Source organism: Pseudomonas sp. HN2, assembly GCF_020736465.1.
GTDB lineage: Bacteria > Pseudomonadota > Gammaproteobacteria > Pseudomonadales > Pseudomonadaceae > Aquipseudomonas > Aquipseudomonas moraviensis_A.
This window is the reverse complement of record NZ_CP085885.1, coordinates 619235-630752: the sequence shown is the minus strand read 5'-3', so window position 1 is coordinate 630752 and position 11518 is coordinate 619235. Positions and strand designations below refer to the sequence as shown.

Genomic DNA, 11518 nt, shown 5'->3' with positions numbered 1-11518 from the left:
TCTTGGGGCCTGAATAAATCCAACGACAGAAATGCAAAACGCCAACCCGGAGGTTGGCGTTCTGTTCAGCTCAAGCAGTATTTAGCGCGGCACGACCGGCTTGCGCGTCGGCTTCGGTCCTTTGCCCTTCGCCGCATCCTTGCGCTCCTTGGCCGCCTGCTGGTTGCGGGCAAATGCCGCAGCCTTGGCCTGTTCACGCTTGTCCCAGGGATTACCGCCATCACTGGCACGCGGCGGCAGGCCGGTGTGCTGGGTGAGGATCTTGGTGGTCTTCTCTTTGGCGACCTTGTGGCTGCCGGCCGGCGTCGAGTTCTTGCGACGGGCGCTCTGGTAGCTGTCGGTCGTCGGCTGATGCGCCGGAATCAGCTGATCCTTGCCCGAGCCGATCAGATCGGCGCGGCCCATGCGCACCAACGCTTCACGCAGCATCGGCCAGCCTTTCGGATCGTGGTAACGCAAGAACGCCTTGTGCAGGCGACGCTGCTCTTCGCTCTTGACGATGGTCACGCCGTCGCTCTTGTAGGTGACCTTGCGCAGCGGGTTCTTGCCCGAGTGGTACATCGCCGTGGCGGTGGCCATCGGCGACGGGTAGAACGCCTGCACCTGGTCGGCGCGGAAGCCGTTGCCCTTGAGCCACAGCGCGAGGTTCATCATGTCTTCGTCGGTGGTGCCCGGGTGGGCGGCGATGAAGTACGGAATCAGGTACTGCTCCTTGCCCGCTTCCTTGGTGTACTTCTCGAACATGCGCTTGAACTTGTCATAGCTGCCGATGCCCGGTTTCATCATCTGGTTGAGCGGGCCTTCCTCGGTGTGTTCCGGGGCGATCTTCAGGTAACCGCCGACGTGGTGGGTCACCAGCTCCTTGACGTACTCCGGCGACTCGACGGCGAGGTCGTAACGCAGCCCGGAGGCAATCAGGATCTTCTTCACACCCGGCAACGCACGGGCGCTGCGGTACAGCTGAATCAGCGACGAGTGGTCGGTGTTCAGGTTCGGGCAGATGCCGGGGAACACGCAGGACGGCTTGCGGCACGCGGATTCGATTTCCGGGCTCTTGCAGGCGATGCGGTACATGTTCGCGGTCGGGCCGCCGAGGTCGGAAATGACGCCGGTAAAGCCCGGGACCTTGTCGCGGATCTCTTCGATTTCGCGAATGATCGACTCTTCGGAACGGTTCTGGATGATCCGCCCTTCGTGCTCGGTGATCGAGCAGAAAGTGCAGCCACCAAAACAGCCACGCATGATGTTCACCGAGAAACGGATCATGTCGTAGGCGGGGATCTTTTCCTTGCCGTACGCCGGGTGCGGCACACGTGCGTACGGCATGCCGAACACGTAGTCCATTTCTTCGGTGGTCATCGGAATCGGCGGCGGGTTGAACCAGACATCGACCTCGCCATGCTTCTGCACCAGCGCACGGGCGTTGCCCGGGTTGGTTTCCAGGTGCAGCACGCGGTTGGCGTGGGCGTACAGAACCGGGTCGTTTCGCACCTTCTCCATCGACGGCAGGCGGATCACGGTCTTGTCGCGGGTCATGCGCGGGCTGGCGAGGATCTGCACCACCTTGGCTTCCTGCGGATCTTCGACCGGGCCTTTCTCTTGTTCGATGGCGCAGGCCTGGGTGTCTTGTGTGTTGACGTACGGGTTGATGATCTTGTCGACCTTGCCCGGACGGTCGATGCGCGTGGAGTCGACTTCGTACCAGCCCTGCGGCGTGTCGCGACGGATGAACGCAGTGCCGCGGACATCGGTGATGTCTTCGATCTTGTGACCCCACGACAGCCGCTGGGCGACTTCAACGATGGCCCGCTCGGCGTTGCCGTACAGCAGAATGTCGGCGCTGGCGTCGATCAGGATCGAGTTGCGCACGCGATCCTGCCAATAGTCGTAGTGGGCGATGCGGCGCAGCGAGGCTTCGATGCCACCGAGCACGATCGGCACGTGCTTGTAGGCTTCCTTGCAGCGCTGGCTGTAGACCAGGCTCGCGCGATCCGGACGCTTGCCGGCCATGCCGCCGGGCGTGTACGCGTCATCGGAGCGGATTTTCTTGTCCGCGGTGTAGCGGTTGATCATCGAGTCCATGTTGCCCGCCGCGACGCCGAAGAACAGGTTCGGCTCGCCGAGCTTCATGAAGTCGTCTTTGGACTGCCAGTTCGGCTGCGCAATGATCCCGACGCGAAAGCCTTGCGACTCCAGCAGCCGGCCGATGATTGCCATGCCGAACGACGGGTGATCGACGTAGGCATCTCCGGTAACAATGATGATGTCGCACGAATCCCAGCCAAGCTGATCCATCTCCTCCCTGCTCATCGGCAGGAATGGCGCTGGCCCGAAACATTCGGCCCAATATTTTGGATAGTCAAATAACGGCTTGGCTGCTTGCATGTCGACGACCGGTGTTGAAGTGAAAAATCGCGGGCGCGGAATATAGCACAAAAATTAACCAATTCCGACGGCAATGGTCGGTTTCTCTTACAACCACGTCGAGCCTGCCTGACAGCCCGTCACAGTGAAAAAAATCAGCGTTCCAATACAACATCCATTAGTCGAGCATCTGTGCCGACTGATGTGACAACCCTTCAAGGATGAAGCAATGTCACCCAAACAGCCCGCCAAGGGCAGCATCAAAGTCAATCTTCCGACCAGCCCTGATTCGCCGCAGCCAGGCCATAGCGGGCGAGCGCCACGGACACAGCCTGAACCGTCCCTGTCCACCCCTCCTCCGGTGCGGCCGCTCGGCACTCACGGCACAGCCGGCCCTGAGCTGACAAGACAATCTCCCGTCGTCATAGCGCATGCGACTACGGCCTCGGTAGAAAGGGGCGCCACAGGGCCACAATCGCTGGAGCGCTATCGAATCCCGGCTCCTGAACGCTTGTCCCTCGCCAATACCGAGGGTTTGAGGACGTACAAAGGACGCGAATACGTCGATGTCGCGGATGGCGGCATCGTGTTGGTCGGAGTCGATCCGCAGACCGGCCTCTACCGCGCCCAACTCGCCGCCGAGCGGGTTGCCTCGGGTCCGCTCATGCTGCGTGACACTGGCAGCGGACTGTGGCATTCGCTCAACGACGGTGACGCCGTTACCTTGGCCGACACTCACCTGCAGACGTTTCACAAGTCTGCGCATATCACCGACGCCAAGGTCGACAGCGACGGGTTGGTGCGCCATGAGGGTCGGCTATACCTGACCCTGCACAATCACGTTTATCAGGTCATGCACGATGTGAGCGCCTCCACTGCGACACAAAAAGCCTGGCGTATCGTCAACCAGAAAGACCCCGTGGCAGCCGACAGCGCAAACATCTACCGGGCCAGCCGCAGCGGCGAGACGCGGCCGGTCAGGCGCGATGACGGCAGTCGCTGGGTCTATCACCTGCCAGACCTGCAAAAAGTCATTCAGGACGCAGAGATTGCGCGCTTGAGTAAAGATACGCTGATGCAGATGTATGAGCCTTTTCACAAGGCCCACACCGATTTGACCAACTCGTCGGCACGTCATAACACCCTCTGGGAAGAAACCCGGAAACTGCCAGAGGGCAGCGCAGAGCGAAACGCAAAATTGCTGAGCCTTGAAGTGCACCTGCTCAAGCATGTGCAAAAGCAGGCGGATTTCGTGGAATCGCTGGTACTCAACAGGAAATGGCTGGTCCTTGCCAAAGCCGGCGGGTTGTTCAAGGAGGAACTGCACACCTTTCGCATAGAACGCGGCGAATTCCTCAACCGCCTCATGGCGGTCATGGACCTGAGGGTCAAGCCTACGATTTCCAGGCTGGATGCCGACAGTTGCAAAAAGATCATTCCTCACCTGAACAAGAAACTGAGGTTTATCGAAGAACGTGAAGTGGTGTTGGCAGAAATCAGAAAAGCCGCCCCTGGAGCGGAGCCGATACTCGAAGAAATCAGGCAGCAAGTACCGTCGGCCGAGCGCATCAACTTCAACAAGCTGACCCTTTACGTACACCTTTATGCGGGCACGCCAGACCATTCGCCCAACACCACCATGCCATCGCTTTCCTGTGTCGACCTGGTCACCGGAGACCTGAAAAACATTCCGCAACACGAGCACCCGATGGCGCTGCTCTTGAGCCTTGACCAGATCAGGGCGGACAGGTCCCGATTTGCAATGCAACTGGTCGCCAACGCTGACACCGATGCTGTGAAGGCCGGGTATCTCAGGGAAATCCTCAATCTGATTGATCCACTCGAGACGCGGATCGAAAACAGGCTCAGCGGCATTCTGGAATCGATCGGCCGCGATCGGGAACTGCCCGACATCGACCACGATATCGATTTCGATTTCCTGCCAGCGCAGCCCGACCCTTCCGAAAGTCCCCGCCCCCTGACACCGAGAAAAGTTTTCCGGGTCCGCCAACACGGCACCTACCGGGTTCTGGTCGGCGAAACGGAAACCGCTCAGGACGGCAATGTCATCGTCAGGGTTCCAGACCCGTTGCGCCCGGGCTCTCCCTCCGCCCGCTATGAGAAACGACAGGGTGAATGGTTGCCAGTGCGACCGCCTATCGCCAGCACCCCAAGACCCCAGCTGGTCGCCGAGGCGAAACGGTTACTGGCCGATGTCGAACAACACGTTGCCAAGGCCAGGGTGGATGAAACCAGAAAAGCCAATCCGAGCGAGATTGTCGAAGACCTGAGCAAAGAAACCGAGCGTATGAACGAGCAGGCGAGACGCCTGGAAGGCCATGAGGACGCGCCCGGTGACCGCGAAATCCTCGACCTGGCTGCGCGTTTGCGAACCGCTGCCAGGTTACTGGAAGCGCATGGCCGAAGCGTTCTTGTGCGCATGTACAAGAACAGCGACGTGCTCGACATCATGCGTTTGAATTATCTGATGGATGCCGACGAAGTCAGCGTGAGCAAAACCGTTGATCGCAAGCAGTTGGGCAAAGGCAAGAGCAAGTCGTTTCTCGACGTTTATTCGATCACTGATCGCGCCAATGACGCACCGCTGTGGGAGGCACATTTCCACTATGACCAGCGCGACGCCCCGCCCCTGAGTTTCACCACACGGGGCGGCCACCTTAAAACCCTAGAACAGAGCCGACGCGGCATCGACGCTCAGCGCCGCGACGAACAGGCCGGCTTGCCGCACGTGGCGATCTGGCGCCAGACCTTCGATGGCAAGACCGCGAGCAAAATATTTGCACTGGCCAACCCGGCTGCTGTGCCCGCCAGGGCTGAGTGAAGGACTCGGGAAAACACCATCCATCAGGCAATGACGCCGACCCTGCCATCAGTTCCCGTTCAGTCGGGCTGATGCGCAAACCCTGCAAGGATAGAAAGACATGCCCGTTAAATCGCCTCCCAGAGGAAACAGTTCCGGCAATCCCCCGGTTCGGCAAAACGCTGTGCCAGACGTGGACACCCCGCGTCTCGACTTGCCACTGCGCACAGCTTCAGATATCTCGATACCCGGTGGGCAGTCATCACGACCGGGCCGCTTGCCAACGCCAGCCGATATCGACGCGATCGAGCCGGCACCAGGCGTCACGGTTCATCAGCCCGGGTCGCCCATTGATAATGCGCATGGGGCAAGCCAGTCCCTGGAGCACTACTGGGTGCCCGCGGCCAGCGGCTTGTCGGATCGCAATGCTGACGGTTTGAGAACGCACAAGGGCCGCCAGTACGTCGACGTGCCCGGTGGCATCGTACTGGTCGGCAAGGATCCGGAAACGGGACTGTACAGAGCCAGACGGCCCAGCGAGTCCAGCCCCTCGGGCCCGGTGCTGCTGCGCGACTCCAGTTCAGGTGTCTGGCATGAGCTGGAACAATTCGAACCGATCGGTATCGCGTTGTCGGTCACCCGCCTGGAGGCATTCCGTACACCGCTGGACTTCAGCGGCTTGCAAAGCGGCAACGATGGTCTGCACCGGTTCAACGGCAAACTGTATGCGGTGATCGACAACCACAGCTATCAAGTGCTGCACGACGTTGATGCGTCAACCCCGTCGACGACGGTGATGCGTATCGTCCGTGCGCAGGATCCGGTTGCCCGCGACAGCGCCAATACGTATATCGCCACGCGTCCGGGGCGGTCGGAACCGATTATTTTCGATGCCCGCGAAGGCTGGCTGGGAACCGAGGTCGGCGGTGCCGGCGGCATGTTCCGTAGCGAGTCGGGCGCCCCCGCGCACCCAGGCCTGTTGCAACGGCTTGCCACGGCGATCAATCGTTTGCGTACCCCTGAGTCGCGTGCACAAAAGCTCTTTCCGGCACTCGACAGCGAGGGAATCACTCGACTTCTGCGCTCGAAGGGGGAAAACGTCAGCAGCTTTCTGAGCCAGCGCGAGAATGAATACACGTTGCTCAAGGCAGAACTCGCTGCCTGGATCAAGAAGACTTCCCCAGAGTCCGCCACCGACCCTGCGCACCCCGCGGTGGAGCATGCGGTCGAAGAAATCAAACGCTGCTGGAAGCGCCAGACCGGGGAGACGCTGAAACTTGACCTGGGGGATGCAATCCTCGCCCCACTGACTGCCGATTTCAGCCATGTACGCACGCTGGAGTTGAAAGCGCTTGCCTGGACTGAAAGCGCCGACACGTTCCTCGGCAGTTTTCCCAACCTCGAAAAACTCTCGGTGACCCACTCGTCACTGGATAAGCTGCCCGCCGGCATTGCGAAGATGTCCGGTCTCAAAACCCTGGAGCTGAACTCCAATCACATCGAGCTGAGTGAGCAAACGGCGATAGAACTCGGCGCGCTCCACCAGCTCGAACAACTGGATCTGTCGGGTAACCCGCTCGGAAAAACGCCGGACTTCAGCGGCATGTCGCAACTGCGGTCATTGAACCTCAGCAACGCCGGACTGCAGAGCTGGCCCAGCGGTCTGCGCGAGCAGGGGGCACTGCAGGTGGTCGACCTGCGCAACAACCAACTGCGCGAAATTCCGCAGGCGATCCTCAATCCGCCCAGCGATCAATTCTTGGCCAGTGCCCGTATCAACTCGGTCACCCTGATTGAAGGCAACCCCTTCCCTGCCGGCTATTGGCGATCCCTCGAAGTGTACTGGCGGCGTGTGGCGAACGATTTTCCATCGATGCGCACTGACTCTCGAGCAGATGCGTTCAGACTGGATGGGGAAATTCCTGAATTAGCGATGGTACGACGCATGTACCCGGACAAGGATGTGCAAGCCGCCAGGGAGTATCTGATCGGCCTGGGTGATGACGCCGAGACTCGGATAGCCCAACGGATCGCCGGTTTCGAACTGCTGGAAACGCAACTGCAAGCTTATATAGCCGACAGTCAACCCGGCCCGGCCAGCGTCATGGGGCCGGACAGGATCAACGCAACGCGCCTGGCAAGAATCATCAGAGGCTGCTGGCTGGGCGACTCGGATGGCGTGCTGAAACTGCCACCGATGTACGGCCCGCTGCCATTGCTGACCGTGGACTTCAGTCACGTCAGAACCCTCGAACTCGACTCGGTGATCTGGTCGGACACGGCCACTACTCTCCTGTCCAACTGCCCCAATCTGCAAAGCCTGACCATCGTCCACTCAGGCCTTGAAAAATTACCCGCCAGGATTGCCGAGCTGGACAAACTCAGCCATCTGAACCTGAGTTCAAACCGGATAAAGCTGGATGAGCAAAGCGCTTCGGCAGTGAGTGCATTGCATCAGTTGAAACACATCGATCTGTCCAACAACCAACTGCGTATAGTGCCCGACTTCAGCGCCATGCCCGGCTTGCAGGTCTTGAATCTGAAAAACACCGGCCTCAATCAGTGGCCGGTCGGGCTGCTGGATAAAACCGGCTTGACCAGCCTGGACCTGCGCGACAATCGCTTGAGCGAGGTTCCCCAGGCGAACCTCAACCCGACACCCGAGACGCTGTCCGTTGTCGCGCGAATCAACAATGTCACGCGGCTTGAAGGCAACGACTTTCCGTCTGCGTACTGGCGAAAATTCGACAGCTACTGGAGGCGCCTCAAAGAATCTCACCCCGAACTGATGGAGCCCGCCCACCCCGCCGTGTTCGATAGCGAAAACTCGAGGGCGCAACGCTATCGAACTCTGTATCCGGCCAAAACCATTAAAGAGTGCAGAGAATTCATCTGGAATCATGACCGAGGCACCGTTGCCCCGCGCTTGCTCGCGCTGGAACAAGAGTTCGAACAGCTGAAAGGCCAGCTCGACGATTGGGTGTTTTCCGGCGCTGGCAACAGGCAGCATTACGTGCGTGCCAATGAACTGCAAATCAACGCCATGACCCGCAATGACCGCACCACCGCGCGAGATCGAATCATCAGTTGCTGGCGGCGTGAAACGGCGCAGGTGCACGCCTTTGATGGCTCGCCAATTGGCCTGGAACTTGACTTGAGCGGCCTGACCTTGCCGACGCTGCCGGATCTGAGCATGGACTTCAGTCACGTTGGCTCACTGCGGTTGAGCGGAATGAGCCTGACGGCGTCTCCGGAAGGTTTCCTCACCCGCTTTCGTCATGTGCGCTGGCTCGACATGTCGAGCAACGGGCTGGGGGACTTACCGCCGGCCGTGGGCGAAATGCATGGGATGACGCGGCTGTTCTTGCAGAACAACCAACTTGAACTCAACGCGGAAACGGCGCAAATACTGGCCGAACGCACTACCCTCAGAGCACTCTGGATAGACAATAATCCGCATCTTGGCGTGCTACCGGACTTCAGCCAGATCCCCGATATGCGTGAAGCCAGTCTGGCGAACACCGGAATCTCACAGTGGCCGACCGGCCTGTTCGATCAACCCAGGCTGACCAGAATCGATCTGAGCGACAATCAGATCACCACGATTCCTGAGTTTGTCACCCCAGTGGCCGTCGAGCGCCTGGCGCATTCGGTTCAGGTCAACAGTGGCACGCTGGTGAGCAATAACCCGTTGTCTGACGCCAGCCGCCTGCAGTTGCAAGCCTACGGCGAGCGACTGAGGCTGGCGAGAACGCCACTGAACCGAAGATCCAACCTGATCTCGACGTCTGTCACCGTTACCCGGCGCCCCATTGCAAGAAACAACATGGAACCGGACCCGCAATGGACTGCGGGATTAACCGTCGATGAAGTCTCCCGCAGAAAAGCGCAATGGCGCACATTGCGCGAACATGAAGGCTCGGACGGCTTCTTCAACATCCTGGCAAGCCGCGTTCACCACGCCGATTTCCGGCGCCAGGCCTGGGACGTGATCGATGTCATCACCCAAGACAATCCGCAGTCGCGAACCTTGCGCAGGGAGCTGTTCGCTCGCGCATGCGAAGCCGGTTGCACTGACCTCGCCGCAGCGACGTTCACCGACCTGCAGGTGCTGGCCATGACGCACAAGGCTCGCGTGCAGGCCAGACAGGACCTGCAGGGCGGGCCATTGGTGGAATTGTCCAAAGGATTGTTTCGTTTGAAGCACGTTGACGAGATTGCGGCGGCAGAGATCGCGTCGAGCAAGGCAATCATCGACAATCCGGCAACATCCTGGGAGCTGCGAAACAGCCACAGCCTGCGCATCCGCGATCCCCATGAAATGACCATGGCTTATCGCTTTGGCCTCAAGGATCGGCTGCAATTACCGTTTCAACCGCAATCCCTCACTTTTATCGGCATGGCCGGGGTGACTCCGGCCATGCTGGAGGTGGCTTATAAAAAGGTCATTGCGCTGGACGGTTCGCCTGAAGAATTTCAGGCGCTGGTATCGATGGATTTCTGGCAGGACTTCATCGTTCACAAATACCAGGCGCAATTCGATGCGAGCCGCCAGCCGTTTCAGGATCGGCAAGAGATGCTGGACAGCCAGTCAGCGCAACGCCTGCTGACCGACGCTCAATACAGATCAAAAACCGATGATGTGACGGCGCAGCTGGCGATTGTCGAAGCGACTTTGATTCAAACGCTGACGCGCAAGGAACTGCAGCCCCGAGCGACCATCGAGGCACCTGCTGTCGACGGCACGCCTGCGGATGAAAGTCCGGGACCAAGCGGCGCGACTGGGTAAGCGGTGCAGCGTGACAGCGGGCCGATCGATTTCGGCCTGCTGTCACTCGTCGTCGTCGAAGTTGTAGCTGCCAGGCGCAAGGTTTTCAAAACGCGTGTACTTGCCGATGAACGCCAGCCGAATGAACCCGATCGGACCGTTACGCTGCTTGCCGATGATGATTTCGGCGATGCCCTTGTGCTCGGTTTCCGGGTGATACACCTCGTCACGGTAAACGAACATGATCACGTCGGCGTCCTGCTCGATCGCTCCGGATTCCCGCAAGTCGGAGTTCACCGGGCGCTTGTTGGGACGTTGTTCAAGGGAACGGTTGAGCTGCGACAGGGCGACTACCGGGCAGTTGAATTCCTTGGCCAGGGCTTTCAGCGATCGCGAAATCTCGGAGATCTCGTTGGTTCGGTTGTCACCGCTGGACCCGGGGATCTGCATCAGTTGCAGGTAGTCAATCATGATCAGACCGACGTCGCCATGCTCACGCACCAGGCGCCGGGTTCGCGCGCGCATTTCCGAAGGACTGATACCCGCGGTGTCATCGATGAACAGTTTGCGATCGTTGAGCAGGTTGACGGCCGAAGTCAGGCGCGGCCAGTCATCGTCTTCGAGCTGACCGGAACGCACCTTGGTCTGGTCGATCCGGCCGAGCGACGACAGCATACGCATGATCAGCGATTCGCCTGGCATCTCGAGGGAGTAGACCAGCACCGCTTTCTCGCTGCGCAACACGGCGTTTTCCACCAGGTTCATTGCGAAGGTGGTCTTACCCATCGACGGACGGCCGGCGACGATAATCAGGTCGGACGGCTGCAAGCCGCTGGTTTTCTCGTCGAGATCCGTGTAGCCGGTGGACAGGCCGGTGATCGCGTCTGCGGTGTTGAACAGGGTATCGATGCGGTCGATGGCCTTGGTCAGCAGCTCGTTGACGCCGACCGGGCCGCCGGTCTTCGGCCGCGCTTCGGCGATCTGGAAGATCTGCCGTTCGGCTTCGTCGAGGATTTCTTCGGCAGTACGGCCTTCCGGGTTGAAGGCGCTGTCGGCGATCTCGGTGCTGATCCCGATCAGTTGGCGCAACGTCGCACGCTGGCGGACGATCTGCGCATAGGCCTTGATGTTGGCGACGGACGGCGTGTTTTTCGCCAGTTCGCCAAGATAGCCGAGGCCGCCGACTTGCGACGTCTGACCTTCCTTGTCCAATTGCTCGGCAAGGGTCACGACGTCGATCGGCGAGTTCTGATCGGCCAGTTTGGCGATGGCACGGAAGATCAGGCGGTGGTCATGTCGATAGAAATCGCCGTCGGAGACTTGATCGAGCACGCGTTCCCAGGCGTTGTTGTCCAGCATCAGACCACCGAGTACGGCCTGTTCGGCCTCGATGGAATGCGGCGGCACCTTCAGGGCAGCGGTTTGCAGATCGTATTGCTCGGGAGCGGAGATATCGTTCATGGCCACTTGAGTATTAGTGAAAAGCGGGGAATTCAGAAAGACAAAGGGCACGACCTGTAAACAGGATCGTGCCCGATGTTAACCGTCTGACGGACAAGCCGCCA

At 59.7% G+C, this 11518-nt stretch carries 4 protein-coding genes; 2 read left to right on the top strand and 2 right to left on the bottom strand.

Features of this window, described 5'->3' with window-relative positions; translation table 11 throughout:
* Nucleotides 1-81: 81 nt before the first annotated feature.
* Nucleotides 82-2385 carry a YgiQ family radical SAM protein gene (locus LIS66_RS02665; RefSeq protein ID WP_064363086.1) on the bottom strand — a complete coding sequence of 768 codons (2304 nt, stop codon included), beginning with the start codon at nt 2383-2385 and terminating at the stop codon, nt 82-84.
* 208 nt (nt 2386-2593) lie between these two features.
* Here LIS66_RS02665 and LIS66_RS02660 point away from each other — a divergent pair, with 208 nt between their 5' ends.
* Nucleotides 2594-5206, top strand: a complete 2613-nt coding sequence (locus tag LIS66_RS02660) for a hypothetical protein (RefSeq protein ID WP_227973564.1) — start codon at nt 2594-2596, stop codon at nt 5204-5206.
* A 373-nt stretch (nt 5207-5579) separates the two neighbouring features.
* The gene (locus tag LIS66_RS02655; RefSeq protein ID WP_227973563.1) at nt 5580-9974 is read left to right on the top strand and encodes an NEL-type E3 ubiquitin ligase domain-containing protein; all 4395 of its coding nucleotides are present in this window, start codon (nt 5580-5582) and stop codon (nt 9972-9974) included.
* A 42-nt stretch (nt 9975-10016) separates the two neighbouring features.
* Here LIS66_RS02655 and dnaB read toward each other — a convergent pair whose 3' ends face one another.
* Nucleotides 10017-11414, bottom strand: coding sequence for a replicative DNA helicase (gene dnaB, locus LIS66_RS02650; protein WP_016771936.1), 1398 nt, complete (start codon nt 11412-11414; stop codon nt 10017-10019).
* Between the last annotated feature and the right edge of the window lie 104 nt (nt 11415-11518).

Excerpts from the sequence above, each read along its gene's own strand:
- LIS66_RS02665 (WP_064363086.1), bottom strand. The coding sequence starts at position 2,385 with ATGCAAGCAGCCAAGCCGTTATTTGACTATCCAAAATATTGGGCCGAA.
- LIS66_RS02660 (WP_227973564.1), top strand. The coding sequence starts at position 2,594 with ATGTCACCCAAACAGCCCGCCAAGGGCAGCATCAAAGTCAATCTTCCG.
- dnaB (WP_016771936.1), bottom strand. The coding sequence starts at position 11,414 with ATGAACGATATCTCCGCTCCCGAGCAATACGATCTGCAAACCGCTGCC.